At 74.1% G+C, this 26290-nt stretch carries 24 protein-coding genes; 7 read left to right on the top strand and 17 right to left on the bottom strand.

The annotated features are described in order from the left end of the window. Window positions 1–8 precede the first annotated feature (8 nt). Both GA0070606_RS11035 and GA0070606_RS11040 read left to right on the top strand, forming a co-directional pair. On the top strand, window positions 9–971 hold the full coding sequence (locus GA0070606_RS11035; RefSeq protein ID WP_091107581.1) for an AAA family ATPase: 963 nt from the start codon (window positions 9–11) through the stop codon (window positions 969–971). Continuing rightward, window positions 968–2278 carry a DUF58 domain-containing protein gene (locus GA0070606_RS11040; RefSeq protein ID WP_091097416.1) on the top strand — a complete coding sequence of 437 codons (1311 nt, stop codon included), beginning with the start codon at window positions 968–970 and terminating at the stop codon, window positions 2276–2278. The genes GA0070606_RS11035 and GA0070606_RS11040 overlap by 4 nt, the downstream gene beginning before the upstream one ends. Window positions 2279–2352: 74 nt before the next feature. Here the strand turns inward: GA0070606_RS11040 and GA0070606_RS11045 are convergent, their stop codons facing one another. Beyond that, on the bottom strand, window positions 2353–3303 hold the full coding sequence (locus GA0070606_RS11045; protein ID WP_091107583.1) for a stage II sporulation protein M: 951 nt from the start codon (window positions 3301–3303) through the stop codon (window positions 2353–2355). Window positions 3304–3342: 39 nt separating this feature from the next. Between GA0070606_RS11045 and GA0070606_RS11050 the strand changes: the two genes are divergently transcribed. The 4 genes from GA0070606_RS11050 (at window position 3343) to GA0070606_RS32465 (ending at window position 6060) form a co-directional block, all read left to right on the top strand. Next, window positions 3343–4470, top strand: a complete 1128-nt coding sequence (locus tag GA0070606_RS11050) for an RDD family protein (protein WP_245724650.1) — start codon at window positions 3343–3345, stop codon at window positions 4468–4470. A 75-nt stretch (window positions 4471–4545) separates the two neighbouring features. After that, the gene (locus GA0070606_RS11055) at window positions 4546–4992 is read left to right on the top strand and encodes a hypothetical protein (RefSeq protein ID WP_091097419.1); all 447 of its coding nucleotides are present in this window, start codon (window positions 4546–4548) and stop codon (window positions 4990–4992) included. After that, window positions 4989–5861: a tetratricopeptide repeat protein gene (locus GA0070606_RS11060; protein ID WP_091097423.1), complete on the top strand. Its 873-nt coding sequence runs from the start codon at window positions 4989–4991 to the stop codon at window positions 5859–5861. The genes GA0070606_RS11055 and GA0070606_RS11060 overlap by 4 nt, the downstream gene beginning before the upstream one ends. Before the next feature lie 40 nt (window positions 5862–5901). Next, complete coding sequence (locus tag GA0070606_RS32465; protein ID WP_176737299.1) at window positions 5902–6060, top strand: hypothetical protein; 159 nt, start codon at window positions 5902–5904, stop codon at window positions 6058–6060. Between the two features lie 179 nt (window positions 6061–6239). On the opposite strand, the gene ahcY is transcribed toward GA0070606_RS32465, so the two are convergent. From ahcY to GA0070606_RS11115, 12 genes are all read right to left on the bottom strand, one after another. Next, entirely contained in the window at window positions 6240–7739 is a 1500-nt protein-coding gene (gene ahcY, locus GA0070606_RS11065; RefSeq protein WP_091097425.1) for an adenosylhomocysteinase, read from the bottom strand. A 292-nt stretch (window positions 7740–8031) separates the two neighbouring features. Continuing rightward, window positions 8032–9195 carry a mannose-6-phosphate isomerase, class I gene (manA, locus tag GA0070606_RS11070; protein ID WP_091097428.1) on the bottom strand — a complete coding sequence of 388 codons (1164 nt, stop codon included), beginning with the start codon at window positions 9193–9195 and terminating at the stop codon, window positions 8032–8034. 3 nt (window positions 9196–9198) lie between these two features. Continuing rightward, window positions 9199–10200: a cation diffusion facilitator family transporter gene (locus GA0070606_RS11075; RefSeq protein WP_091097432.1), complete on the bottom strand. Its 1002-nt coding sequence runs from the start codon at window positions 10198–10200 to the stop codon at window positions 9199–9201. A 76-nt stretch (window positions 10201–10276) separates the two neighbouring features. Further along, a complete protein-coding gene (locus tag GA0070606_RS11080) occupies window positions 10277–11473 on the bottom strand; it encodes an SIS domain-containing protein (protein WP_091097436.1) in 1197 nt (398 codons plus the stop codon). Then, complete coding sequence (locus GA0070606_RS11085; RefSeq protein WP_091097439.1) at window positions 11470–11652, bottom strand: Trm112 family protein; 183 nt, start codon at window positions 11650–11652, stop codon at window positions 11470–11472. Before GA0070606_RS11085 ends, GA0070606_RS11080 begins: the two co-directional genes overlap by 4 nt. 62 nt (window positions 11653–11714) lie before the next feature. Next, complete coding sequence (locus GA0070606_RS11090) at window positions 11715–13100, bottom strand: phosphomannomutase/phosphoglucomutase (RefSeq protein WP_091097443.1); 1386 nt, start codon at window positions 13098–13100, stop codon at window positions 11715–11717. Window positions 13101–13169: 69 nt separating this feature from the next. Further along, entirely contained in the window at window positions 13170–14312 is a 1143-nt protein-coding gene (locus tag GA0070606_RS11095; protein ID WP_176737300.1) for a hypothetical protein, read from the bottom strand. Window positions 14313–14684: 372 nt separating this feature from the next. Further along, window positions 14685–15368, bottom strand: a complete 684-nt coding sequence (gene nfi / locus GA0070606_RS11100) for a deoxyribonuclease V (RefSeq protein ID WP_245724651.1) — start codon at window positions 15366–15368, stop codon at window positions 14685–14687. Window positions 15369–15464: 96 nt separating this feature from the next. Then, window positions 15465–15755 carry a hypothetical protein gene (locus tag GA0070606_RS31900; RefSeq protein ID WP_218106006.1) on the bottom strand — a complete coding sequence of 97 codons (291 nt, stop codon included), beginning with the start codon at window positions 15753–15755 and terminating at the stop codon, window positions 15465–15467. After that, window positions 15733–19689 (bottom strand): toxin glutamine deamidase domain-containing protein, encoded by a 3957-nt coding sequence (locus tag GA0070606_RS11105; protein WP_091097451.1) that lies wholly within the window; start codon window positions 19687–19689, stop codon window positions 15733–15735. Before GA0070606_RS11105 ends, GA0070606_RS31900 begins: the two co-directional genes overlap by 23 nt. An 18-nt stretch (window positions 19690–19707) precedes the next feature. Further along, complete coding sequence (locus GA0070606_RS11110; protein WP_245724652.1) at window positions 19708–20046, bottom strand: hypothetical protein; 339 nt, start codon at window positions 20044–20046, stop codon at window positions 19708–19710. Beyond that, window positions 20046–20465: a YbaB/EbfC family nucleoid-associated protein gene (locus tag GA0070606_RS11115; protein WP_245724653.1), complete on the bottom strand. Its 420-nt coding sequence runs from the start codon at window positions 20463–20465 to the stop codon at window positions 20046–20048. Before GA0070606_RS11115 ends, GA0070606_RS11110 begins: the two co-directional genes overlap by 1 nt. 74 nt (window positions 20466–20539) lie before the next feature. Between GA0070606_RS11115 and GA0070606_RS11120 the strand changes: the two genes are divergently transcribed. Then, on the top strand, window positions 20540–21772 hold the full coding sequence (locus GA0070606_RS11120) for an SUKH-3 domain-containing protein (RefSeq protein ID WP_091097458.1): 1233 nt from the start codon (window positions 20540–20542) through the stop codon (window positions 21770–21772). Between the two features lies 1 nt (window position 21773). Here GA0070606_RS11120 and GA0070606_RS11125 read toward each other — a convergent pair whose 3' ends face one another. From GA0070606_RS11125 to GA0070606_RS11140, 4 genes are all read right to left on the bottom strand, one after another. Beyond that, window positions 21774–23213, bottom strand: coding sequence for an aldehyde dehydrogenase family protein (locus GA0070606_RS11125; RefSeq protein ID WP_091107589.1), 1440 nt, complete (start codon window positions 23211–23213; stop codon window positions 21774–21776). 145 nt (window positions 23214–23358) lie between these two features. Continuing rightward, complete coding sequence (locus GA0070606_RS11130; protein ID WP_091097461.1) at window positions 23359–23994, bottom strand: M15 family metallopeptidase; 636 nt, start codon at window positions 23992–23994, stop codon at window positions 23359–23361. Continuing rightward, a complete protein-coding gene (locus GA0070606_RS11135; protein ID WP_091097465.1) occupies window positions 23991–25130 on the bottom strand; it encodes a D-alanine--D-alanine ligase family protein in 1140 nt (379 codons plus the stop codon). Before GA0070606_RS11135 ends, GA0070606_RS11130 begins: the two co-directional genes overlap by 4 nt. Next, entirely contained in the window at window positions 25127–26149 is a 1023-nt protein-coding gene (locus GA0070606_RS11140) for a threonine ammonia-lyase (RefSeq protein ID WP_091097469.1), read from the bottom strand. Before GA0070606_RS11140 ends, GA0070606_RS11135 begins: the two co-directional genes overlap by 4 nt. Between the last annotated feature and the right edge of the window lie 141 nt (window positions 26150–26290).

Below are 26290 nucleotides of genomic sequence, written 5' to 3' on the forward strand. Positions count from 1 at the left end.
CCGAGCCGCTGACCGCCGGCGCCGCCGACCCCCGCGCCGCCCTGCACCGGCTGCGCGCCGAGGTCGCCAAGGCGGTCGTCGGCCAGGACGCGGTCGTCACCGGCCTGGTGATCGCCCTGCTCTGCCGCGGGCACGTGCTGCTGGAGGGCGTGCCGGGCGTGGCCAAGACCCTGTTGATCCGCACCGTCGCCACCGCGCTCGACCTACGCTCCAAGCGGGTGCAGTTCACGCCGGACCTGATGCCGGGCGACGTGACCGGCTCGCTGATCTTCGACCCGCACACCGCCGCCTTCACCTTCCGCGAGGGGCCGGTGTTCACCAACCTGCTGCTCGCCGACGAGATCAACCGGACGCCGCCGAAGACCCAGTCGGCGCTGCTGGAGGTCATGGAGGAGCGGCAGGTCTCGGTCGAGGGCGACCGACGGCCGCTGCCGGACCCGTTCATCGTCGCCGCCACCCAGAATCCCATCGAGTACGAGGGCACCTATCCCCTGCCGGAGGCGCAGCTCGACAGGTTCCTGCTCAAGCTCACCGTGCCGCTGCCCACCCGGGACGAGGAGCTGGGGGTGCTCCGCGCGCACCACGCCGGCTTCGACCCGCGCGACCTGACCGCTGCCGGCGTACGGCCGGTGGCCACGGCGGCGGACCTGGCGGCGGCGCGGGCTGCGGTCGGCCGCGTACACATGGCCGAGCCCCTGTTCGGCTACATCGTCGACCTCTGCCGGGCCACCCGCAGCACCCCGGCGCTGGAGCTGGGCGCCTCGCCCCGGGGCGCGACCGCGCTGCTCACCACCGCCAAGGCGTGGGCCTGGCTGGCCGGCCGGGACCACGTCGTCCCCGACGACGTGAAGGCTGTCGCCCGGCCGACGCTGCGGCACCGGCTGCGCCTGCGGCCCGAGGTCGAGCTGGAGGGCGTCAGCGTGGACGCGGTGCTGGACACGGTGCTCGCCACCGTGCCGACGCCGCGATGACCTGGCGGGCGGCGCTCCTGCTGGCGGTCGGCGCGCTGACCCTGCCGGCGTGGCCGGCGCCGTTCGTCGGCCTGCTGGTGATGACCGGCGCGGTGCTGCTGCTCGTGCTGGTCGACCGGGCGCTGGCCGTGCCGCCGGGGACGCTCACGGCGGCCCGGGAGGGCGACCGCGCGGTCCGCCTCGGCGGCACCGCCACCGTCGCGCTGCTGCTGCACAATCCCACCCCCCGTACGCTGCGCGCCCGGGTCCGCGACGCCTGGGTGCCCTCGGCCGGCGCCCGCCCGGACGTGCCGCCGTCCCGGACCGTGCACGTCGAGCCGGGCGCAACGGTGACGCTGCCCAGCCGGCTGACCCCACTGCGGCGCGGCGACCGGCCGGCGGTGGCGCTGACCGTGCGCTCGTACGGGCCGTTGGGGCTGGGCTTCCGCCAGCGTTCCGGCCGCCCCGCCACGCCACCGTGGACGCTGCGCGTGCTGCCCCGCTTCGACTCCCGCCGGCACCTGCCGGAGAAACTGGCGCGGCTGCGCGTCATCGACGGCACGCAGGTCAGCCGCGGCCGGGGCCAGGGCACCGAGTTCGACACCCTCCGCGAGTACGTGGTGGGCGACGACGTGCGGTCGATCGACTGGCGGGCGAGCGCGCGCCGGGCCGACGTGCTGGTCCGCACCTGGCGGCCCGAGCGGGACCGCCGGCTGGTGTGCGTGCTGGACACGGGCCGGACGTCGGCGGTGCGGGTCGGCGACGAGCCCCGGCTGGACACCGCGATCGACGCCGCGCTGCTGCTCACCGCCCTGGCCGCCCGTGCCGGTGACCGGGTCGACCTGCTCGCCGCCGACGCGGCGGTCCGGGCGACGGTGACCGGCACCGGCCGGCCCGCCCTGCTCTCCCGGCTGGTGCACGCCCTCGCCCCGCTCCAACCCGCGCTGGTCGAGACCGACTTCGACCTGATCGCCGGCGAGTTGCTGCGCCGGCGGAGCCAGCGGAGCCTGGTGGTGCTCTTCACCGCCCTGGAGGCCGGGGCCCTCGGCGAAGGGCTGCTGCCCGTGCTCCCCCGGCTCGCCGCCCGGCACAAGGTGGTGATCGCCGCGACGCACGACCCGGTGCTGACCGCGCTCACCACCACCGTCCCGCAGCGTCCCGGGGACGCCTACGCGGCGGCGGCGGCCTGGCGGGCGCTGGCCGAACGCGACCGGGTCCGCGCCGCCCTGGCCCGGCACGGCGTGACGGTCGTCGACGCCCCGGCGGGCCACCTGGCCCCCACCCTCGCCGACACCTACCTACGCCTCAAGTCCCTCGGCCAACTCTGACAAACCGACCTCCCGAAACCCCCCACTCCGTCGATCATGAGGTCATCGCCCGCCCGGCGTGTCACGGCAACAACTTAATGATCGACAGGGACGGGAGCGCGGCGGCCGAGGAGGACGACGTACGCCAGGAAGGCGAGCCAGACGGCGGCGCCCAGCGCGACGCGGAGCGGGACCGGCACGGGCGCGGGTGTCACGAACGCCTCGATGAGCGCGGAGACCGCGAAGAGCCCCACCAGACCGACGGCGACGACGATTCCCTCGCGGCCCGCCCGGGCGACCGCCTGCCCCCGGGTGAGCTGCGCGGGCGGCGCGATCCACGCCCAGCCGGTACGCAGGCCCAGCCCGGCGGCCACGAAGACGCCGGTCAGCTCCAGCAGCCCGTGCGGGGTGATCAGTCCGAAGAAGACGTCCGCCCGGCCGTAGGCGACCATCACCCCGCCGACCACGCCGATGTTGAGCGCGTTCTGCCAGAGCAGGTAGAAGACGGGGACGATCAGCACCCCGGCGGCGAGGCACTGGGCGGCGAGCCAGGCGTTGTGCGTCCACAGGTGGAACGCGAAGGTCGGCGCGGCGAACTCGGTGTAGTAGCCGGCGAAGCCGGACTCGACGAGGTCGCCGGCGGCCTCGTCGCCGATGAAGGCGCCGGCCGTCTCGGGATTGCCCGCCACGAACCAGATGAGGAAGAAGCTGAGCAGCGTGAAGCCGGTCGCCACCCCGCACCACCAGGGCCAGGCGCGGTAGACCGCGCCGGGGAAGTTGACCAGCAGGAATCGGCCGACCGCCGCCCAGGACGGCCGCGGGCGGTCGGTGAGCCGGGCACGGGCGCGCAGCACCACCTGGGAGAGCTGGCTGACCAGTGCCGGGTCGGGTGAGCGGCTGCGCAGCACCGAGAGCTGGGTGGCCGCCCGCTGGTAGAGAGTGACCAGCTCGTCGACCTCGGCGGCGTCGAGCCGACCGCGCCGGGAGAGCTCCTCCAGCCGCCGCCACTCCCCGCCGTGTTCCGCGACGTACGCGTCGAGATCCACCGTCACCCCCGTCCGGCGATCATAGTGTTCACTGTCGGGGTGAGAGCGCAACCACGACCGCCGGCCCGACTTGCCCCGTGGGCCGACGCCGGGCTGGTCAGCGGGGAGGCCGTGGAGCTGGACGTCCGGGCCGCCCGGATCGGCTCCCGGGTGCTCGCGCTGATGATCGACATCCTGGTCCAGCTGGCGCTGGCGCTGGTGCTGTCCCTGACCGCCGCCGTCGTGTTCGCCAATCTGCCGACCGGGCTGGTCGACGACGCCCTCGCCGGTGGCGCCGCGACGGTGGGCCTCATCCTGGTGCTGGTCGGCTACCCGGTGCTCTGTGAGCGGCTCAACCACGGCCGGACGCTGGGCAAGATGGCGGTCGGGCTGCGCGTGGTCAGCGCCGACGGCGCCCCCGTCGGGCTGCGGCAGTCGCTGACCCGGGCGCTGGTCGGCGTGGCGGTGGAGTGGCCCGGCCTGGTGCTGCCGCTGCTGAGCTGGGTGGCCGGGGTCGCGGTGATGCTGAGCGACCGACGCGGGCGCCGGCTGGGCGACCTGGTGGCGGGCACGCTCGTCGTGCACACCCGGACGGCGACCGCCTGGCGGCCGGTCCCGACGGCGGTGCCGATGCTGGTCGGCTGGGCGTACACGCTGGACCTGAGCCGGCTCGACGACGGCCTGGCGCTGGCGGCCCGGCAGTACCTCGCCCGGGTGCACCACCTCGCGGAGCCGGCCCGGGGGCGGCTCGGCCGCGGCCTGTGGGCCGAGGTCTCGGCGGTGACGACGCCGCCCCCGCCGCCGGGCATGCCGGAGTCGGTCTACCTGGCGGCGGTCCTCGGCGAGCGGCACCGGCGGGCGTGGCACCGGCTGGGTCGGGGCCGCGCGGTCGCCGCGACGCTCTGGCCGGAGCTGACGCCCACCCCGGCCGCGTCCGGCGCGCCCCTGCCCGCCGCCACGGCCGCGATCGCCGCACCGCCCGGCACCATCCGCTCGGCGACGCCCGGCGCGGACCTCACCGGGAACACCCCGGCCACGGCGCCGACGCAGGCCCCACCGGCGGTCGCCGCACAGGCTCCTCCGACGGTACGGCCCGCGGTCGCCGCACAGGCCCCGGCGGCGGTACGGCCCGCGGTCGCCGCACAGGCCCCGGCGGGCGGTGCGCCCGCGTCCGGCCCCGACGCCTGAGCGTCAGCGGGGTGCCGACCGTCGACCGGCTGTGGCAGGATCCGGCTCGCTCGCCCCTACCGAGACGGGAAGACCGTGGCCGACGACCTGTTCACCCCCACCATCGCGCCGGCGGCGTACGAGGCCCGACGCCCGCCGTGGCGCCCGCAGTCGCTGATCTTCCCCGCCGTGTTCGGCGGGCCCACGGCGGCCACCGTGCTGGCCCTGGTCAACGGGCACCGGCTGGGCCTGCCCCGCCGGGCGAACCTGGCGGTGCTCGGCGTCGGGCTGGCCGCGCTGGCGGCCCGGCTGGTGGTCACGCTGACGATCTTCGACGACGAGGCCGACCGTCCGGCCCGGCTGGTCGGGGCGCTGGCGGGCGCGCTGGTCTGGCTGGCGGCCTCCACCGCCCAGAAGCGCCGGTTCCGGGCGTACGAGCTGCGCGGGGGCGAGCCGGCGTCGCTGTGGCTGGCCGGCGTCGGGGCGGTGTTCCTGCTGGGCTTCGCCGAGGCCCTGCTCCTCGTGCTGGTGACCGCCGCGTGACCGCCCCGGAGATCGCGCTCGCCCGGGTGGCCCACCTGCTGGAGCTGAACCGGCTGGACCAGGCGCTGGACGAGTTGAACCGGCTCCCCGCCGCGCTGGCCGTCGACCCGGCCGCGTTCCGGCTGCGGGCGGCGGCGCTGACCGGGCTGGACCGCTGGGACGACGTCGTCGCGGTCGCCCGCCAGGGGCTGGCCGAGACGGGCCCGGACGCGGAGCTGCTCGGCCGGCTGGGTCTCGCCCTGCGCCACCGCCGCGAGTTCGCCCCGGCCGAGCGGGCACTGCTCGACGCGCTCGCCATCGAGCCGGAGAACCCGTGGCTGCTCTGCCAGTACGCCGACCTCTGCTCGGCGGTGGGCCAGACCGACAAGGCGGAACGCCTGGTCGCCCGCGCCGCCGCGATCGTCCCGGACGCGCCGGCCGTCTTCGCCTCCCGCTTCCAGCTCGCGTACGCCCGGGGCGACGACCGGGCCGCCGAGCGGATCGCCCGGGAGTTCCTCGGGGCGTGGCCGGGCAGTCCGGCGGCGCTCGCCCTGCACGGCGTCGCCGCCGCCCGGCGTGGCCGGGTGGGCGCCGCGCACCGCGCCTTCGGTGAGGCGGTGGCGCAGGACCCCACCGACGCGGACTACGCGGAGGCGGCCTGGGAGACCCGGGTGTACGCCCACCCGCTGCTGGTGCCGCTGCGGCCCCTCTACCGGCTGGGGATCCTCCGCACCTGGCTGCTCGCGATCGGCGTGGTCGTGCTGCTCAACCTCGTCGGGCTGGACCTGCTCGCCGGCCTGTTCGGCCTGGCGTGGATGCTCTTCTGCGTCTGGTCGTGGATCGCCCCGGCGCTGGTCCGCCGGCTGGTCCTCGGCCGGTGGCGGTCGTGAACGGGCCCGGGCACGCGATGGCGCAACGGCGGCGGCGGTCGTGAGGGGGTTCGGGCCGTGGCTGGCCGTCCTGGCGCTGGTGCTGCTGCTCAGCGCCCTGCGCCTGCGCGCCCTGGCGGCGGTGGTCTCGCTGGCCTGGCTGGCCTGGTGCGTGTGGACCTGGGTACGCCCCGCCCGCCGCCGCTCACGTCACGACTGACGACCCCACCCGCCACGACGCGCGCCACGACCGGCCACCGCCGGATCGCGTCACGACCGGCCACCGCCGGATCGCGTCCAGGGTCGGAGCCCGGCCGGGCCGGGACCACGCGGGGCGGTCCCGGCAGACGCCGACGGGCCGGCCCGCTGACGCGGGCCGGCCCGTCCGGTGCGGTCGGTTCAGTACCGGTAGTGCTCCGGCTTGAACGGGCCCTCCACGGGGATGCCGAGGTAGGCGGCCTGCTCCTTGGTCAGGGTGCTCAGCTTGGCGCCGAGCGCGTCCAGGTGCAGCCGCGCGACCTTCTCGTCCAGGTGCTTCGGCAGCACGTAGACGCCGGTCGGGTAGTCCTCGGTCTTCGTGTACAGCTCGATCTGGGCGATCGTCTGGTTGGCGAACGAGTTCGACATCACGAAGCTCGGGTGGCCGGTGGCGTTGCCCAGGTTCAGCAGGCGGCCCTCGGACAGCACGATGATCGCGTGCCCGTCGGCGAACTTCCAGAGGTCGACCTGCGGCTTGATGTTGACCCGCTCCACGTCGGAGCGCTTCGCCAGGCCGGCCATGTCGATCTCGTTGTCGAAGTGGCCGATGTTGCCGACGATGGCCTGGTGCTTCATCCGGGCCATGTGCTCGTTGGTGATGACGTTGAAGCAGCCGGTGGCGGTGATGAAGATGTCCGCCTGCTCGACCACGTCGTCCAGGGTGGCGACCTGGTAGCCGTCCATCGCCGCCTGGAGGGCGCAGATCGGGTCGACCTCGGTCACCACGACCCGGGCGCCCTGGCCGCGCAGCGACTCGGCGCAGCCCTTGCCGACGTCGCCGTAGCCGAGCACGACCGCCATCTTGCCGCCGATCAGCACGTCGGTGGCCCGGTTGATGCCGTCGATCAGCGAGTGGCGGCAGCCGTACTTGTTGTCGAACTTGCTCTTCGTCACCGAGTCGTTGACGTTGATGGCCGGGAAGAGCAGGGTGCCGGCGCGGTGCATCTCGTAGAGCCGGTGCACGCCGGTGGTGGTCTCCTCGGTCACGCCCTTGATGCCGGAGGCGATGCGGGTCCACCGCTGACCGTCGGCCGCGAGCGAGCGGTGCAGCACGCCGAGGATGACCGCGTACTCCTCGGAGTCGGCGGACTCGACCGGCGGGACGACCCCGGCCTTCTCGAACTCGACGCCCTTGTGCACCAGCAGGGTGGCGTCGCCGCCGTCGTCGAGGATCATGTTCGGGCCCTGCCCGTCGGGCCAGGTGAGCACCTGCTCGGTGCACCACCAGTACTCCTCGAGGCTCTCGCCCTTCCAGGCGTAGACCGGGACGCCGGCCGGGGCCTCGGGGGTGCCGTCCGGGCCGACCACGATCGCGGCGGCGGCGTGGTCCTGGGTGGAGAAGATGTTGCAGGACGCCCAGCGGACCTGCGCGCCGAGCGCGACCAGGGTCTCGATCAGGACGGCGGTCTGGATGGTCATGTGCAGCGACCCGGTGATCCGGGCGCCGGCGAGCGGCTGGGCGTCGGCGAACTCACGACGGATCGCCATCAGGCCGGGCATCTCGTGCTCGGCGAGCTGGATCTCCTTGCGCCCGAACTCGGCGAGCGACAGATCCGCCACCTTGTAGTCGCCCTCGGCGAGAGTGCTCGGCCGGGCCTCGGACGGCGTGCCGCTGGCGGACGCCGGGAGGGTGCTGGTCATGGAATCTCCTGTCGGACGATGTGCTGCGCGACCCTCCACCTTACGCGCGCGCGCCGCCCTCGAAGGGACCGGCCGGTGAAGAGCGCAGGAAGACAGAAGCGGACAGCGCACGGGGCGGTCGGTCGGGAACGGAGTTACCGTCCACCTGCCGCCCGCCCCGTGCATCCCCCCGGTTTGGATCCCTCGCGCGCGTTCTCGGACCGTCGTCGCGATAACGCTGCGTACCCATAGAGTCACACTCCGCTGACGCCGCGTCAAGCTATTCCGGGAAAGTCGGACTTGCCCGGCCGGCTCAGCGCAGGCCGCAGCTCGCGACGTACGCCTCGCCCGTGCCCGCCACGCGCAGCGGCCCGGCAGCCGCCGTCCCGACCGCTGCCCGCCCCGACCCCAGCGTCACCGCGCCGCCGCCGTCGTCGACCGAGACCTCCCCGGAGCAGCACAGCACCACCCGGGGCCCGGGCACCGGCAGCGTCACCTCCGGCAGCGCCGCGCCCACCGTCACCCGGTGCAGCGCGAAATCCTCCACCGGCACCGGCCAGGCGACCACCCCGGGAGCGACCTCCAGCGGCGGCACCACCGGGTCGCGCAGCACCTCGAAGCGCAGCACCCGCAGCAACTCGTCGACGTCGACCCGCTTCGGGGTCAGCCCGCCGCGCAGCACGTTGTCGCTGGCCGCCATGATCTCCACGCCGGTGCCCCGCAGGTAGGCGTGCAGGTTGCCGGCCGGCATCCAGATCGCCTCCCCGGGGGCGAGCCGCACCCGGTTGAGCAGCATCGCCACCAGCACCCCCGGGTCACCCGGGTAGGCGGCGGCCAACTCCCGCGCCAGGTCCCCTTCGGGCCCCGCGACCGGGGCCGCCACCACTGCCGCCACCAGCGCGTCCCGCTCGTCGGCGGGCCAGGTCAGCAGCAGCCGTACGGCGTCCCGCAGCCCCGCCGGGCCGGTGCGCAGCGCCGCCAGCACCGGCTCCAGCCCGGGTACGCCGAAGCGGGTGAGCGCCTCCGCCGACTCGACCGGGTCGCGGAACCCGCAGAGCGCCTCCATCGGCGAGAGCGCGACCAGCAGTTCGGGCTTGTGGTACGGGTCGACGTAGTTGCGCTGCCCGTCGGGGCGGTCGGCGTCGGCGGCGTGCCCGGCGCGGGCCTGCTCGGCGTCCGGGTGCGCCTGGAGGCTCAGCGGGGCGTCCGCGGCGAGCACCTTGAGCAGGAACGGCAGCCGGGTGCCGAACCGGCCGACGACCCGCTCGCCGAGCCAGTGGTCCGGCTCGGCGAGCAGCAGGTCGGTCAGACTGACCCGGTGACCGTCGCGGTCGACCATGGCCGGGGCGCCCGGGTGGGCGCCCAGCCACAGTTCGGCCTCCGGTCCGTCGCTCGGCACCGGCCTGCCCTGCAACCGGGCGATCGCCGAGCGGGACCCCCAGGCGTAGTCCCGGATCGGTCCGTACAGCAGTTCCACCGGTCAGCTCCCGGGCCGCCCGGCGGCCTCACCCGGCTCGGACCCCGGCACGGCGGTGTGCGCCGCGCTTCCCGTGCCGGCGCGCTCGGCGGCGGCGCTGTAGATGTCCGGCTCCAGGTAGATCACCCGGGCGGTCGGCACGGCGGCGCGGATCCGGGCCTCGACGGTGTTGATGCTCCGGGCCAGCACCTCGGCGCTCTCGCAGGCCGGCGCGGCGACCTTCGCGGCAACCATCAGCTCCTCCGGGCCGAGGTAGAGCGTCTTCATGTGGATGATCCGCTCGAACTCAGGCCCGTCGGTGACCGCCTTCTCGATGGCGGCGACGTCGTGCGCCTCGGCGCCCTCGCCGAGCAGCAGGCTCTTGGTCTCGATGGCGAGGATGATCGCGATGGCCACCAGCAGCACGCCGATCATCGCGGTGCCGATCGCGTCCCACTCGCCGTTACCGGTGATCAGCGTCATGCCGACGCCGAAGAGCGCGAAGACCAGACCGACCAGCGCGCCCAGGTCCTCCAGCAGCACCACCGGCAGCTCGGGGGCCTTGGCCCGCCGCACGAACTTCACCCAGGACTGGTTGCCCCGGACGAGGTTGGACTCCTTGATGGCGGTGCGGAAGGAGAACGACTCCATGATGATCGCGACCACCAGCACGGTGACCGGCACCCACTGCCATTCGTCGATCGGCTCGGGGTGGGAGAACTTGTGGTAGGCCTCGTAGAGGGCGAACAGGCCACCGACGCTGAACAGCACGATCGACACGATGAACGCGTAGATGTAGCGCTCGCGGCCGTAGCCGAAGGGGTGCTGCGGGGTGGCCGCGCGCTTGGCCCGCCGCCCACCGAGGAGCAGCAGCCCCTGGTTGCCGGAGTCGGCCACCGAGTGGATCGACTCCGCCAGCATCGACGACGACCCGGTCAGCAGGAACGCGACGAACTTGGTGACGGCGATGCCGGCGTTGGCCAGCAGGGCGGCGACGATCGCCTTCGTACCACCGTTGGCGCTCACGCGGTCGCTCCGACGCGTCGCGCGGCCCCGCCGGGCGTCGGCGCGGTGCGCCGCTCGGCCCGTTCCCTGCTATCGCTCACTGGTTTGCCAGCTCCTTCATCTCGGTGATGGCCGGTACGGCCATCGGGTCCAGTCCGTGTGCCAGGGCGAGGTAGACCGAGGCGAAGTCCGGCACGGCGACCAGCGAGGCGAGCCGCTCCAGCGCGGAGCCGCCCTCGGCGGTCACCACGTCGCAACGGACGCCGCGCCGCTCGGCGAGGGTCTGCACCGCGTCGGCGCGGCGCTCCTCGACGTCGAGCGGCTCGTCGGCGTCGTCCTCCGGGTTCAGCCCGCCGTCGCGCAGCAGCACCAGCCGCAGCCGGGTGCCGGCCGGCGCCTCGTCGTCGGGGTCGGCGAAGATGTCCCGCTCCCCCTCGGCGAGGCCACCGAAGACGCCGTCGAGCAGGCCGACCCGCCCACGCCCCGCCTCGCCCAGCGCCCCGCTGACCACGGGATAGCGGGCGTTGGCGGACAGGGTGTCGCCGAACCGGCGGGCCGCGACGGTGGCCAGCGGCGACGAGCCCCAGACGATCGGCACCGAGCCGGCCAGGCCCAGGGCGAGCGACTTCGCCGGGTTGACGAAGGACTCCGCCGTCGGGCGGCACCGGTCGGCGTCGGCGTCGAGCCGGGCCGCGGTCTCCGCCAGATCCGCCTCGTTGACCTTCACCAGGCCGAGCGTACGGGCGGCGAGCAGGACCGGCACGGTGAGCGCCCACAGGCTGGCCCGGGCCGGGGCGCGCCGGGGCACCGGGATGAACGGCGCCCGGGCGCGTTCGGCCACCGACTGCAGCTGCGAGTCGGGCGCGCCGACGGCGACGAGCCGGGCACCCCGCCGGTGCGCGGCCTCGGCGGCGCCCAGCGCCTCGGGGCTGCGGCCGGAGGCGCTGACGGCGATGACCACGTCGGCGGCGCCCACCCAGCCCGGCACGCCGGCGCTGCGGTGCGGGATGACCGGCACCGGGCAGCGCGGCCCGGCGACGGTCGCCAGCACGTCGCCCGTACGCCCGGCGGTGCCGATGCCGGCGATGACCACGGCGCGGGGCCGGCCCTCGTCGGCGAGCACCTGGAGGTTGGCCTCGGCGGCCAGGGCGGCCGACTCGCGGACCTGCGCGCCGGCGGAGGCGGTGTGACGCAGCATGTCGCCCGGGTCGTGCGCGACGAGCGCGTCCTGGTCGTCGAGCAGTGCCTCGTCGGGCTCCCGCCGGCCGCTGACTCCGGCCGTACCGTCGATCACGACCGCTCCGCGGGGCCGCGTGCCTCGTCCAGCAGCAGCACCGGCACGTCGTCGCGGACCTCGAAGATCCGGCCGCACTCGGTGCAGGTCAGCGTCTGCGCCTCCGCGTCGTAGTCGAGCGGGGCGTGATGCGTGTCCGGACAGGCGAGGATTTCCAGCAACTGCGGGTCCAGGGCCACGGCGCGGCTCCTTCCACGTATGCGGTTTCACCGATCGACGGTGCCGACCGGCGCAGGCGATCTTATCGGCGAACCCGGTCGAGCACCTCGTCGCGGAGGGCGGTCATCCGCTCCCGCGTCGGCGCCTCGACGTTGAGTCGCAGCAGCGGCTCGGTGTTGGAGGCGCGCAGGTTGAACCACGCGCCGTCCGGGAAGCGCAGCGTGAGGCCGTCCAACTCGTCGGCCTCGGCCTGCGGGTACGCGGCCCGCACCTCGGCCACCTTCGCGGCCTGGTCGGCCACCGTCGAGTTGATCTCGCCGGACGCGACGTACCGCTCGTACTCGCCGGCCAGCACGGACAGCGGCAGCGACTGCTCGCCGAGGGCCGCCAGGGTGTGCATCGCGGCGAGCATGCCGGTGTCGGCGAACCAGAAGTCCCGGAAGTAGTAGTGGGCGGAGTGCTCGCCGCCGAAGATGGCGTTGGTCCGGGCCATCTCCGCCTTGATGAAGGAGTGCCCCACCCGGGCGACGACCGGCTCGCCGCCGTGCTCGCGGATGATCTCCGGCACGGCGGTGGAGGTGATCAGGTTGTGGATCACCGTCGAGCCGGGGTGCTTCGCCAGCTCGCGGGCGGCGACCAGGGCGGTGATCGCCGACGGCGAGACCGGCTCGCCCCGCTCGTCCACGACGAAGCAGCGGTCGGCGTCGCCGTCGAACGCCAGGCCGATCTCGGCCCCGTGCTCGACGACCGCGCGCTGCAGGTCGACCAGGTTGGCCGGGTCGAGCGGGTTGGCCTCGTGGTTGGGGAACGTGCCGTCCAGCTCGAAGTAGAGCGGCACGATCTCCAGCGGCAGCGCCGGCAGGGCGGCGTCGCCCAGCACCGTCGGGACCGTGTAGCCACCCATGCCGTTGCCGGCGTCCACGACCACCTTCAGCGGGCGGATGCCCGACAGGTCGACCAGCTCACGCAGGTACGCCGCGTAGTCGGCCAGCAGGTCACGCCGTTCGGCGGGCGCGGCCGGCCCGCCGGCCGGACGCGCCTCGCCCTTGTCCAGCAGGGCCTGCGCCCGGTCACGGATCTCGGCCAGGCCGCTGTCCTGCCCGATCGGGCGGGCGCCGGAGCGGCACATCTTGATGCCGTTGTACTGCGCCGGGTTGTGGCTCGCGGTGAACATCGCGCCGGGCAGGCCGAGCGAACCGGAGGCGTAGTAGAGCATGTCCGTCGAGGCGAGCCCCAGCTCGATCACCGAGCGCCCCTCGGCGCGCACGCCGGCGGCGAAGGCGGCGGCCAGGCCGGGGCCGGTGGCGCGCATGTCGTGCGCGACGAGCACCGCGTCGCCGGGCTCGTCGTACGCGTCCAGCACCTGCGTGAAGGCCGCGCCGAGCGCCTCGGCGGTGCGCTCGTCCCACTGGTCCGGCACCGTCCCACGGACGTCGTAGGCCTTCACGATCTGGGACAGATCAGACACCGGTCTCGCTCCTCGCGCCGCAGGTCGTCAACGGCCTGAGCGTATCGGAGGGGCGCCGGGCGGCCCGGCTCAGCCGGGGAGCCGGGGCATGAACACCGTGTGGTCGCCGCCGCCGGCCTCCGGGGGAGGGTCACCGGGCCGCCCCGAGGCGGGCGGAGACGAGGCGGGCGGAGCCGACGTCGGCCGGCCGTACTGGCCAGGGGCGGGCGGCGCCGACATCGGGGCCCCGGGCGGGGCGGGCGCCGGCGGCGGGGTGGCCGGGCCGGGCGCCTCCGGGCCGGGGCGGCTGCCGTACACGCCGCCGGCCGGACGCGGCGCGGGCGTTCCCCCGTACACGCCCGGGGCGGGCTGCTGGCCGTACACCTGGCCGGGCGGGGTGGGGGCGGCGGTCGGGCCCTGCGCGGAGCGGTAGGTGGTGCCGCCGGGGTTGCGCGGCAGCGGGAGGTGCGACAGGTCGTCGGCCGGCTCCTTGTCCGCCCGCGAACGGCGGAACAGCAGGACGATGAGCAGGATCCCGACGGCGACCATGGCGATGCCGAAGAACATGATCATCGAGCCGCCGCCGGACTCTTCCTCGGCGGCGTTGACGGTCGCACCGGCGCCCTGGCCGGCGAGGGCCGCCGCGGTAACGTCCGCATCGGCGCTCGCCGGTTCGGTGGTGACCGCGCTCGGGGTGGGCGACGGCTTCTTCGACGGCGTCGGCGAGGCCGAGGCCCGGCCGCCGACCACCCGGGAAGTCTCGGCGCCCCGGCCGAGCAGCCGCCCGAGGGCGCTGGTGGCCTCGCCGGCGACCGTCAGCCGACCGTCCGGCGCACCCGCCACGAACGCCACCCGGTAGCGCACCGTCGCGCTCTTGCCCTTGCACAGCCGCGGGTTCGCCGGCGAGGTCGCCGGGGTCGCCACGCTGCCGCCGCCGCCCGAGAGCGAGACGGGGAACCACCGGCCACCCACGTTGACCTGCGCCCGGACCTGGTCGGCGCGTAGGCCGCCCAGGCGCAGGCCAAGGGCGGTGCGCAGCAGCACGCAGCCGCCGCTGCGCTTGCGCACCTCGATCGAGACGCCCTCGGCCGAACCACCGGCCGTGAAGCTGCCGGCCGACCGCACCCGGACCGAGTCGTCATCGGCGAGCGCCGGCGTCGCGCCGAGCGCCACCAGGCCACCCAGCAGCGCACAGACCGTCGCGAGCCGCGCCACGTGCCGACGTACCGCCATGATCACCTCGCCGTTCCTCCCCCGACGGGGGTCCGCCGGTAGGCTACTACCGTGCCCGGGTGGGCCCGGGTCATCGAACGTTCCGGATGTGCTCCGGATTACCCCGACGGCCACCGCCCGGCACCCGTCCCGACCCGGCGCTCCTGGCCCCGCCCCCACGGCCCGGCACCCGTCCCGACCCGTCGATCCTGACCCCGCCCACGGCCCGGCACCCGTCCCGACCCGTCGATCCTGACCCCGCCCACGGCCCGGCACCCGTCCCGACCGAGGCGGCGGATCCGCTCCCGGCCTCGGCGCGGCGCCCGCCCCGGCTCGCCTCAGTCCGGTGCGGCGGCGGATCCGCCCCCATCCCCGGCGCAGGCGCCCGGCGCCTCAGCCCGGTGCGGCGGCGGCCAACGCGTCCCGGCAGAGCCGGTCGGCGGTGCGGGTGGTCTCCGGCAGCCGGTAGCGCGGCGTCAGGGCGAGCACCCGGGCGGTCGCGTTGTCGAGGCTCACCCGGTGGCCGACACTGACGAAGACCGGCTTCACACCGTCGCGGGTGCGCAGCACCCGACCGACGACCTCGTCCCCGTCGCGCAGCGGCGTCCACGCACCGCGCCGGTCGGCCGGCGGCGCCCACGCCCCGAGCAACGGCGTCTTGCCGACCCCGATCGCCGGCAGGCCGGTCACCACGCCCAGGTGGCAGGCCAGCCCGAACCGGCGCGGATGGGCCAGCCCGTGCCCGTCGCAGACCAGCACCTCCGGGCGTACGGTCAGCCGGTCGAGCGCGTCGAGCAACGCGGGCAGCTCCCGGAACGCGAAGAGCCCCGGGACGTAGTCGAAGGCAGGCCGGCCCACGCTGACCGCCGAGTCGACGACCGCGAGGGTCCGGGCGTCCAGCACCGTCACGGCCGCCGCGAGGCGGTCACCGCTCTCCGCGTACGCGACATCCAGGCCGGCCACCGTCGCGGGCTCGGCCGGCCCCGGCCCGACCAGGTCGACCAACGGACGCAACCGCTCCTGTACGGCCAACGCCTCCGCCACGCTGCCCGGCGGATCCACCCGCGCTCCCACCACGTCAGGCACCCTTTCCGGCCCGTCCGTCGTCATGGCTGTTCGGTGGCCTGCTCCCGAACACACGGCCGTCATCCTCACGTCGCGCATCTGGGCAGTTTATTGAGTTCGCCCTGACCCTCTTTCCAACATCGAGAGGAGCGCGGCCTCCTCAGGCAACTCCCTGCCGGTCACCAACACCGCCAGCCCTTCGACCGTCGACCTGTCGACATTCTCGTATCGATCAAGGTTCCGGTGGTCATCCAGAAATCGCGCAACCAGTTCAGAGTTGTAGGTCCAAGAACCTTGACGGTGATTCCAAAGCACAGCAGCCTCGCTGGCCGTATCCAGGACAAATATCCCTGCCGGCTTGGCCTTTTCTTCGTCTCTATAGATCACGTAATAGGTCAACATCGCCCTCGTCCAGCCTCGTTAGCAACTCAGGGGCAATCGGGAAATCGTCGACAGTCAGGCCAAACTCCCCGACCGCCTCGGAGAACGATCGCCCTTGGCGGCGCAGCCAATGCAAGTAATCCCCCCACACGCGACGGTTCGCGAGTATCCACTTGGCAAACGTACTGTCCTTGGTCGGAAAATCCTCGTGCAAGTCGCGCGGTACCTGACCTGGCATACCAAGCTCGCGGTTCGTCGCGAGCATCTTGAGAAGAGCTCGGACGCGCCGCTCCGGCGGCTCCGAGGAACGGCGAAGCACCTCGTATGATTGATGCGTGGACAGCCACGCGTTCCTCGACTGATCGCTGTGGAGTTGAAGCTCGAACGTCTGCCCTTGCGGCGAGACCACCGTGCAGTTAAATCCATAAAAACGATTTCCGGCGCGCCAGAAATTCTTGCACGCCTCAGGATGAACAGTATAACCCGCCTCGATCAACTCAGCAATTACAGCCCGCACAGCTTGCCCATATCGATCTTTAGAGGGCATAGAGAAGGTGAACCTGAGAACGTCGTTCACCTCGGCCGCGAAGTCCTCGATTGAAACCCCCACAGCTTGCGCTTCGTCGAGGTACTTCCGAACAAGGGAGTCAAGGCTCTTCAACCGGAATTCCCGGTCTCGTAGAGCTACCGAGCGGTCTAGTTGCAGAGTGTCTGTCACTCGCCTACCCACTTGCGTAAGCGCACTCTCAACCCCGTCAGCAGCAGCCGCCGCTTTGGCGTGCAGGTCGGTCAGGGCAGCCAATTCCTCGGAGGACAGTTGGCTAGCAAGACCAGCAGGCCCTCCTCGCCTGCCCTGATCGGGTCCATCCTCCGCCTGGGCGGCACCGGGACCTACTGATCCGGGACCGTCGAGCAGGTGCATGCGGTTCAGGTACGGCTCGCCGTACCCCTGATCTGTCTCGACAGGCGGGTGTTCCGGCAGGTCCGGTCGCTCGCTGAACCGGCCGCGCCGCAGCCCGCCCAGCGGCATGGGCCGTGCGTCCGGGCCCAGCACGAGCACCTCGGTGTCGACCGCGTTGTACGGGTGCGGGGTGCCCCGGTGCCGGTAGAGAGGCGCATCCGACAGGACCCTGGTCTGCGGATCGAGGTAGAGCACCGTGCCGTGCTGGTTGAGGGCGACCCAGATGTGCGACCCGCCGCCCTCCCAACTGTTGACGATGAACGCGAAGCTGCCGTGGCCGCCGATGCGGAGCTGATCGTGCAGGTTGCGGTAGCCGGCGTCGATGGCCCGCTGCCGTTCGGCACCCTGCACGTCGTCGGTCGGCTGGCAGAGTCGCTGGAAGCGCCCCCCGGTGACGTCCTCAACCCGCCCGATGCCGCCCTGTTCTCCGTTGATGGGGCGCGTGACGTCGCCGGCCAGGTAGGCGTCGAAGGTGCGGGGCGCGGCCACCCGGGGCCGGCCGTGCATCCACGTGTCGAACATCGACAGGGTGCAGTCGATGCAGTTGATGGCGCGGGTCGGATCGGCTTCCGGCCCACCGTCGTTCACCAGCCGGAACCAGCCGCCCAGTCGCGGGTCGGCGGTCCGCTTGACGCTCCCGTCGGGCTCGCGGGGCATCCGCCGTTCGATGTCGGTCTGGTGCAGTGCGAGCGGCGGACGCAGACCTCCGGGCTGGCCGTAGCTCCGCGACCGGTCCACGGGCGGCGGATGGTCGTCACCCGTCAACGCCGAACGGTCCCCGGTCTCCACCGCGCCGAGCGCCAGGTCGCCGACGTCGTCGTTGATCCGGCGGAAATCGGCGGGGTCGACGACGCCCACCACTGACGGCACGGCGCTGCCGGCCAGCACCGCTTCCGCGTAGTCGAGGCACTCCCCGTACGCCCGCATCTCGTCGTCCGCCGCCAACTGCCACCTGGCAGCCTGGCGCGCCTGACCTGTCTGGCGCAGGTAGGACGCGTGGGCCGCGAAATCCCGCGCTCTCTGGTCGTATTCCTCCGCGCGTGCCCTGAGCCGGGTGACCTCGTCGAAGCGGCGCTTGTCCTCGAACCACGCCCGTTGCGACTCGAAGTAGCCGCGATAGCGTCGTCTCTCGAACGCATCCCGGTCGACCGCCCACCTGGCCGCGTACCACTCCGGAGTCCTGATCTGGAGAACGGATGATCCGTCTTGGCCGGCCGCCGTCGAGTCGGAGCGGACGTGCGGGTTCGGCGTGGGTGCTGGCGCGTCGAGTGGAGGCAGTCGGGTGGGCGGTGCCTGCGGTGGATGCGCCGATCCCGCTCCGGCGGCTCCTCGTCCGGCGGTCTCGGGGCTGGGAACCGGCGGCGCGTGGCCGGCAACCGGGACGGACGCGCCCGCAGTTCTCGGCTCGGGGTGCGTGACGGGGGTCTGCCCGCCCGCCGGGGTCCCCACGGTCGCCCCGGCCCCGACTGCCGACGCCGCCACCGGCGCGGCCGGAACGCCAGCGCCGCCTGCGGCGTTTCCGGAGCCGACACTGCTCGGGACGCCTCCGGAGGCGGTCGTCTGAACGTCGGTACCGGTGGAGACGGCGGCGTTGGCAGCCACGGGCGTCGTCGTGACCGAGGAGAGCGTCGGGCTTGTGGCAGGTTCCGGTAGCGCGGACGGGACGGGAACCGTCGCACTGGCCCGTTCGACCCCGGCGGCAGTCACACCCTCGGTCGTGTCGCCAACCCGGACGGTGGGCGTCGTCGAGGGCTCGGGTGACGCCGTCTGGCTCTCTGGCGACTGCCGGGGCGGCGGCACCGCCTCGGCACCCCGGTGGCCCTCCCCTGTCCCGCCGGCCGATACCCCTGAGCCGTGCGCAGTCGACCCCGCTCCCGCCCCTGGCACGGCAACCGAGGCGGCGTCCGTCGGCGCGTCGGGAGGAACCGAAATCCCGCCAGTTCCCGCCGTCGACGGCAGCGAAATTCCGGCCAGGGCGCTGAGCTGACCGTCGAGCCGGGCCTGTAGCGCCGCGTCGGCCTGGGCGGTGGCCGAGCCCCGGGCGCCGGACACGGCCGCGCGAGCCGCGTCCTCCACGGAGGTCAGCCCCTGTCCGGTGGCGAGGCTGGCGGCCTGTTCGGCCATCACCTCACCGGTCATCTCGCGACCGACGTGCTCCCCGATCCGGGCACCCCGCCCGGTGGCGTGCCGGCCGAGGCCGGCGAGCGGCGCCACCGCCCCGCCGGCCAGGCCGCCGACCGCCGTCGTGCCCAGTTCCGTCAGGTCCAGCCCGTGTCGTCGGCCGGTCGAGTTCTGGTATGCCTGGGTGGCGAGGTTGACCCCGCTCTCCTCAGCCGCCTCGGAGAGGCCGCCGAGTGCGACCCGCCGGCCCATGCCCCGCACACCGCCCTTGGTGACCTCCTTCGCCGCTCGCTCGCCGGCCTCCTTGAGCCCTTGCTTGAGCGACTTGCGGGCCAGCTGCGCCATGAGTCGCTTGAAGATCTGTTGCACGATCAGCCGGGTGGCGGTGATCGCGGCCCCGGCGGCGGGCGAGGCCGCGCCGGCGGTGAGCACGGTGGCGACCGCCAGCGACAACAGTTCGATCACCAGGATGCCCAGCTCGATCCAGACCTCGAGCTTGGCGCCCTCGATGTCGCAGCCGCACTCCTCGACCAGCCTGCCCAGCTCGGTGCTGACGGCGAGCAGCACGGGCAGCGGCGCCTCGTCGCCCTCGGCGACCCGACGCCAGGCGGTGTCGAACGCCGCGGTGACCGCCCCGACGCCGCCGTACCCGCCGCGCACCTCACCGGCGGCGGCGACCGCGTCGGCGCGCGGCCCGGCCAGTGCGGTGGCCACCGAATACCACTGGTCGGCCAGCTCCCAGACCGCGCGCTCGTTGCCCTCCGGCCACTCGACGCCGATCACCCAGTCGAGGGCCTCGTAGACCCAGCCCGGCAGATCCCAGGGCGAATAGTCGAGCGGGTGCGGGATGGGGCTCGGCAACAGGCTCATCCGAGTCTCCTCCGCGGATCAGCGCTGCTGGTGCCGGTCGCCGGCGCGGTCGAACCGACCGGCGCTCGCGGCGTCGGTGCGCAGGTTGGCGTCGACGGAGCGGACCACGTCCGCGCCCAGCCCGTCGAGGTGCCGGCCGACGCCCTCCCACACGCGCAGCACCAACTCCTCTATGCCCCGGTACTTCTGCTCGAAGGCGGCCCCGATGTCGTCCTTCCCCCAGGGGCGGGACGCGCTCGCCGCCGCGATCGCGCCGCCCACCTCGCGGCGACGGGCGACGACGGCCTCGCCGGCGAGCGAGAGGTCGGCCCCGCCGCGCCGGGCACGCTGGGGGTCGAGCCAGAGCTGCCCGTCCATCACTCGCCCCGGCGCAGCGCCGAGTCCGCCCGGCCCAGCAACGACCCGAAGTCACCCGTACGCAGAAAGTCGACCGCACCGGAACCGGCGGGCAGATATCCGGCCACCAGCTCCTGCGTGGCGGACACCGCCGCCGCACCGGCCCTGTGCACCGTGGTGGTGATCTTCCGGCTCAACGCCTTCGCGTCCCGGTCGTGGTAGACGGAGGGGTGGATCTCCACCGAGATGAGGTCGCCCCGAGCCCCGACGGTGGCGGTCACCTGGCCGTCCTCGGAGCGCTCCGTCACCCGCAGCTCGGCGAGCCGGGCCTGCAACTCGTCCAGACCGGACCGTAGTCGCTGGTAGTTCCCGTACACCTCGTCGAACCGCGCCCGCAGCGCGCGATTGGCGTCCCGGTCCACGCTCTCGGCCAACGCCACCCTCCCCGGTCACCGTCGGTAGGGCGAACCATACCGGGCGCCACGATTCCGTGGGGTCCGGTAGTTTCAAGCCCGTGATCGATCGCCAGCAGGCCGAGCAGATCGCCGCCGTGTGGGCCCGCCGCGACTCGCAGCGCCTGGGTCACGAGTGCAGGCCGACGGTCGACGAGTTCGACCTCGGCTACGTGATCACGTCCACTGTGCCCGTGGAGGCGCGGGCGGTGCCGGGCGATCTGCCGACCACCGTGGTGGACAAGCGGACCGGCGAGGTGACCACCTGGCCGCGCGTGCCGGTCGAGGTCGTCGAGCAGATGTACCGCCGGAGTCGGCCGGAGGGCGTCGCCGCGCCACGCACGGTCGATCCCGCGGGCCAACTGCTCCGCGAGATCCACCGGCTGCCCACCCCCGGCACGGCGGCGCATCTGACCGTCGAGGGCCGGCTGTTCCGCGCGCGGGGAGCCAAGGGCGACATCGAGCTGCACCACCACCCGCTGGTGCGCGCCTATCTGGACGACCTGCCCACCGGGCACCTGGTGCGCGGCGGCGACCGGCACGCCGAGTTGATCGTCGTCTCCGACGTCCTGCACGACTACGACCAGCGTCGCGCCGCCGAGGGCGTCGCCCCGCTCAGCATGGCCGACGCGAAGGATCTTCTCCAGAGCGCGCGGTTCGAGGTCTTCCGCGTGCGCGAGCCGGGGGATCCGCATGGCGGCCCGGCCGACCGTCCGTGCGACTCGTGTGTGGACCTGCTCGTGGAGTTCAACCTGCTGCCCTGGTCCGACCGGGCCTTCACGTTGCCGTGGCAGCCGGATCCGCAGCCGGACCCCGATCCCGGCCGCTTCCCGCACGAGGTTGCGCAGGCGCTCGTCGCGGCCGGCTGGCGACCCCACTTCGGGGACGAGATCGTCGCAATCTCCGCCATCCGGGATGTGAGTGCGGTCCGGGGCAGGACGTCCACCCACACGGGCTTCCCGGCGGCCCTGGCGACGCTCACTGCCTTCCCCAGCCTGGTCGGCGCCCGACGCGGGCCCGGCGAGCAGGTGTGGATCTCGCGGTTCGACATCCGCCCACGTCAGGTCGCCCACAGCGCCGACACCCTGGCCGATTTCGCCAGTGTCCTCGGGACGCGCCTCTTTCCCATCGGCACAGAACGGCAGGAGAGCATCCTCGCCGTCGACGAGCGGGGGCGGGTGTTCGCGTTGGACCAGGCCGGCGAGTGGTTCCTCGGCGACGACATCGACGCCGCCCTGACCACCCTGCTGCTCGGCCGGGCCCCGGCCCGGGTCCGCGACGACGGCACCTGGTGACCTACAACGTCACCCCGGTCAGCACCATGACGCGCGGGTCGGTGTAGTCCTCCATGGCGCTGCGCAGGCCCTCGCGCCCGACCCCGCTGCCCTTCACCCCGCCGTACGGCATCTGGTCGGCCCGGTAGGACGGCACGTCCCCGACGACCACCCCGCCGACCTCCAAGGCGCGGTGCGCGGCGAAGGCGACGTCCAGCCGGTGCGTGAAGACGCCGGCCTGGAGCCCGTACGCCGAGTCGTTGACTGCGGCGAACGCGGCCCGGTCGTGCTCGACGCGGGCGACCACCAGCACCGGCCCGAAGACCTCCTCGGCGCTGACCCTCGCGTCGGCCGGCACCCCGGTGAGCACCGTCGGCGGGTAGGTGGCACCCTCGCGCCGGCCGCCCACCTCGATGGTGGCGCCGGCGGTGACCGCCTCGTCCACCCAGGCCTCGACCCGTCGGGCGGCCTCCTCCGACACCAGCGGGCCCACGTCGGTCAGCTCGTCGGACGGGTCGCCGGTGCGCAGCTCCTGCACGGCCGCGACCAGTCGGGGCAGGAACGCGTCGTAGAGCCATTCGTGCACGTAGACCCGCTGCACGGCGATGCAGGACTGCCCGGCCTGGTAGTTGGCGAACGTCGCGATGCGGTGCGCCGCGTACGTCAGGTCCTCGTCGGTGTTCCAGTCCTCGCAGATCACGGCGGCGGCGTTGCCGCCCAGCTCCAGGGTGACGTGCTTGTCGGGCACGGCGCGCCGGATCGCCGCGCCGACCGGGCCGGAGCCGGTGAACGACACCACCGGCAGCCGGGGGTCGGCGACCAGTTCGGCGGCGCGCTCGTTGGGCAGCGGCAGCACCGAGAACATTCCCTCCGGCAGGTCGGTCTCGGCGAGCAGTTCGCCGAGCAGCAGCGCCGACAGCGGGGTGGCCGGGGCGGGTTTCACGACGATCGGCGCGCCCACCGCGACGGCCGGGGCGACCTTGTGCGCGACCAGGTTGAGCGGGAAGTTGAACGGGGTGATGCCGAGCACCGGGCCCTTGGGCGCCCGCCGGACCAGCGCGATCCGCCCGGTGGCGGTCGGGTCGGTGTCGAGGCGTTGCAGTTCGCCGGAGAACCGCCGGGCCTCCTCGGCGGCCCAGCGAAAGGTGGAGATGGCCCGGCCTACCTCGGCCCGCGCCCACTTCAGCGGCTTGCCACCTTCGGCGGTGATGAGCAGTGCGACCTCGTCGGCCCGCTCGGCGAGCCGCCGGGACACGTGGTCGAGGGCCGCCGCGCGGGCGTGCGCGGGCAGGGCCGCGGCCTCCGCCGCCACCCCGGCGGCTGCCGCGACGGCCGCCTCGACCTGGTCGGTCGTGGCCAGGGTGGTACGCCCGACGGCGCGCCCGTCGTACGGGTGGTGGACGGTCAGCTCGCCCTCGCCGTGGGCGGGGCGGGAGGCGACGTAGAACGCTGCGGACTCCACGCGAAGCAGCCTAGACCCGGCCGCCTGTCCCGCCGCCGGCCCGCCGTCACCGACACCGTGCAGCGGCTGCTCGGCCGGCCGCCGCGTACCCTCGCCGACCGGGTCCGCGCACACGCCGACGCCTTCCGCTGAGCGCCCCGCCCGGTCACACCGGGCCGTAACGGGTGTGCGGGGCACCGGTCAGCAACGCCCAGTACCGGTCGCCGTAGGACCAGTGCCACCACTCGGTCGGGTAGTTCACCAGGCCCGCCCCGCGCAGGGCGGCACCCATGATCTGCCGGTGTCGCCGGGCGGTCGCCGAGACGGCCGCCGAGTCGGTGAAGCAGGCGTCGGCACTGGCCTCCGGGGTGGCGTCGATCTCGGTGCCGAGATCCAGCTCGACCCCGTCCTCGGTGCACAGGGTCAGGTCTACCGCCCCGCCGGTGCTGTGCGGCGCCACCTCGACCGGCGAGACGAACTTGGTGGTCTCCCGGTGCAGCCGATCCGGCGACCAGTCCGGGTGCGCCCGGCGCAGTTCCTCCCGGTAGCCGGTGAAGATCTCCAACTGGGCCCGGTACGGCCGGTAGCCCTCGACGACCAGCAGGCGCAGGCCGGCCGGCAGCGCGCGCTGCGCCGCCAACAGCCGGTCCGCGACCCCCCGCCGCACCCGGGCGTACGCGCCGGCCGGGTCCGCCGCCCGGGAGTCCAGCCGCAGCTCCGGCAGGTCGCGCAGGTCCACCAGCGGGTCGCCGTCGTCGGCGCTGGGCACGGCCGCCACCCGGGGATCGGCGAGCAGGATCATCGCGGCTCCCCGGTGGCGGCACTGGCGGTGGCCGCGCGTTCAGCGTGGCGAGCGAAGGCCAGCCGCACCAACCGGTCCACGATCTCCCGGTAGCCGACGCCGACCGCCGCCCACACCTTCGGATACATCGAGTGCGCGGTGAAGCCGGGCATGGTGTTCAGCTCGTTGACGTAGAGCTCGCCGGCCGCCTCGTCGTAGAGGAAGTCGACCCGGGCCAGCCCCCAGCCGCCGATCGCGGCGAACGCCCGCAGCGACAGCTCCTGGATCCGGTCGGTCACCTCCCTGGGCAGCACCGCCGGGACGACCATCGGGTCGGCGTCGCCGAAGTACTTCTGCCGGTAGTCGAACCAGCCGCCGGAGACCCGGACCTCGCCCACCGCCGACGCCTCGGGCCGCCACCCGCCGAGCACCGCGCACTCCAGTTCCCGGCCGGTGACGCCCTGCTCGACCACCACCACCTGGTCGTGGCGCAACGCCTCCTCGATCGCGGCCGCCAGGTCGTCGCCCTCGGCCACTTGGGAGATGCCGATCGACGAGCCCATGCTGGCCGGCTTGACGAACAGCGGCCGCCGCAGCCCCACCACCAGCTTCTCCGGGTCGTCGGCGGCCCGGTAGGCCTGCGCGTCGAACGCCACGTGCGGGGTGATCGGTACTCCCTCGGCGCGCAGTGCCCGCTTCATCGCCACCTTGTTCATGCCAACCGCGGCGGCGAGGATGCCGCACCCGACGTACGGCACGCCCAGCGACTCGAGCAGCCCCTGGACCACCCCGTCCTCGCCGAACGGGCCGTGCAGCACCGGGAAGACCACGTCCAGCTCGGCGTGCACCGCGCCGGACGCGTTCGCTGCGGTCACCACGGCCGTTCCGGGCCGGCGGCCCGCCCGCAGCTCGACCGGCGGCCCGGTGACCGTCAGCCGGTCGTCGATGGCCCGGTCCGTCCCGGCGCCGTCGCGCAACTCCGCAAGCACGACGTCCGGCACCAGCCGCAGGCCCCCGGTTCGGGTCACCCCGATGGCGACCGTGCGGTAGCCGCCGCCGGCCAGTGCCCGGGCCACCCCGAGGGCCGAAGCGCAGGACACTTCGTGCTCCGCGGACGGGCCGCCGAACAGGATTCCGATCCGAACCGGCGCACTCATGCCGCCGCCCCTTCCACACTCGTGACCTGGGCGAACCGGTCGGCCGCCAACCGGGCCACCAGTTCTGCCTCGACGTTTCCACCGGTCAGCACCACGCCGACGGTGTGGTGCCGGCCGTCCGCCGCAATCCGCAGCGCGCCGGCCAGGCCGGCCGCCCCGGACGGCTCGGCCAGCACCTTCAGCTCCAGCAGCAGCAGCCGGAACGCCGCAGCGATCTGCTCGTCGTCGACCCGGACCACCCCGCGCAGCGCGGTGCGCAGGATGGCGAACGGCAGCTTGCCCACACAGGCCGGCCGCAGCCCGTCGGCGATCGTCGGCGCCGGCGGGACCGGGGTCGGCCGGCCGGCGGCCAGGCTCCGGGCCAGCGAGTCGCAGCCGACCGGCTCCACGCCGTACACCTCAATCGGCCGGCCGGTGGCGGCGAGGCAGGCGCCGGCCGCCCCACCGCCGCCGCCGACCGGCAGCACCAGCGCGTCCAGCGGGGTGCCGGCCCGCTCGGCGTCCTCGATCAGCTCCAGGCTGGCGCTGCCCTGCCCGGCGATCACGTCCGGGTGGTCGTACGCGTCGACGACCGGGTGACCGGTGGCGGCGCTGAGTTCGCGGGTCAGCGCGAGCCGCTCCGCGGCGGTGTCGGCCAGCACGATCCGGGCCCCCGCCGCCCGCGCCCGGGCGACCTTGGTCGGCGCCGCGTCCGCCGGCAGCACCACGGTGGCGGCCAGCCCGCGCCAGCGCGCCGCCAGCGCCACCGCCACCGCGTGGTTGCCGGTGCTCTGCGCGACGACGCCGCCGTGCCCGCCGGCCGCGAGCCGGCCGACCGCCAGCGACGCGCCGCGCATCTTGTACGAGCCGCCGTGCTGGAGGTTCTCCGCCTTGATCAGCACCCGGACGCCGGCCAGCCGGTCGATCGCCGGTGAGCGCAACACCGGGGTGCGCACCACCTGGCCGGCCAGCCGGCGGGCGGCCTCCTCGACGTCGGCCCGGACCGGGCCGGCCGGGCCAGGCTCGTCGATGCGGGACATCTCGTCTCCTTTCGTCTTCGTGGTCGGCGGGCCCGGCTGGGCGCCGGACCGTACCGGGTCGTAGGTCGGGGCGGCGCCGGTTTCCGGGCACGCCGGAGGAAGGGGCGCCGCTCATGCGGCCCCCGCGCGGGGCGTCGCTGG

Source organism: Micromonospora citrea, assembly GCF_900090315.1.
Classification (GTDB): domain Bacteria; phylum Actinomycetota; class Actinomycetes; order Mycobacteriales; family Micromonosporaceae; genus Micromonospora; species Micromonospora citrea.